Annotated in this window: 1 pseudogene; it reads left to right on the forward strand. The window is 32.9% G+C overall.

Annotation, left to right across the window (positions count from 1 at the left end):
* Positions 1–635, forward strand: a pseudogene (locus tag Y7E_RS0106935) (IS3 family transposase); the annotation flags it as partial.

A 635-nucleotide genomic window follows, 5' to 3' on the forward strand; every position in this document is an offset into this window, starting at 1 on the left:
GTAACAATTTATAAATGGATTAAAAAATATTCTCCTATCACAACGATTGATGAGGAAGAAATGACACTAGAAGATCTGAAACAAATGCAGAAAGAAATGCTTCGTCTGAAAGAGGAAAATGAGATTTTAAAAAAGGCTATGGCCATATTCGCAAAAAAATAAAAGATACAGAATTACATCAATTTATCGATTATCAAAAAGAAACATACTCTGTTCATATGATGTGCCAAACTCTTAGAATAGCGAGAAGTTCGTATTACCAATCTCAGCGCAAAACAGGGTCAAAACGTAGTCGTGAAAATAAAGAATTAACCCAGAAAATTATACAAATTCATCAAGATAGTGAAGAACGTTACGGCGCACCTAAAATTCACCAAATACTATTGGAACAAGGATTACAACTAAGTATCAAGCGTGTACAACGGATTATGAAGAGAGAAAATATCCGTTCCAATATATTAAAAAAATACAAACCACATTCATCAAAATCAACTGTAGAAGAACGTACAAATCTATTAGAACAGGACTTCTCCACAACGACAATAAATGAAAAGTGGGTTGCGGATATTACCTATATTCACACAAAAAAAGATGGCTGGTGTTACTTGGCATCTGTGATGGATTTGTATTCTAAG

It is taken from the genome of Bacillus bingmayongensis (assembly GCF_000299035.1).
GTDB lineage: Bacteria > Bacillota > Bacilli > Bacillales > Bacillaceae_G > Bacillus_A > Bacillus_A bingmayongensis.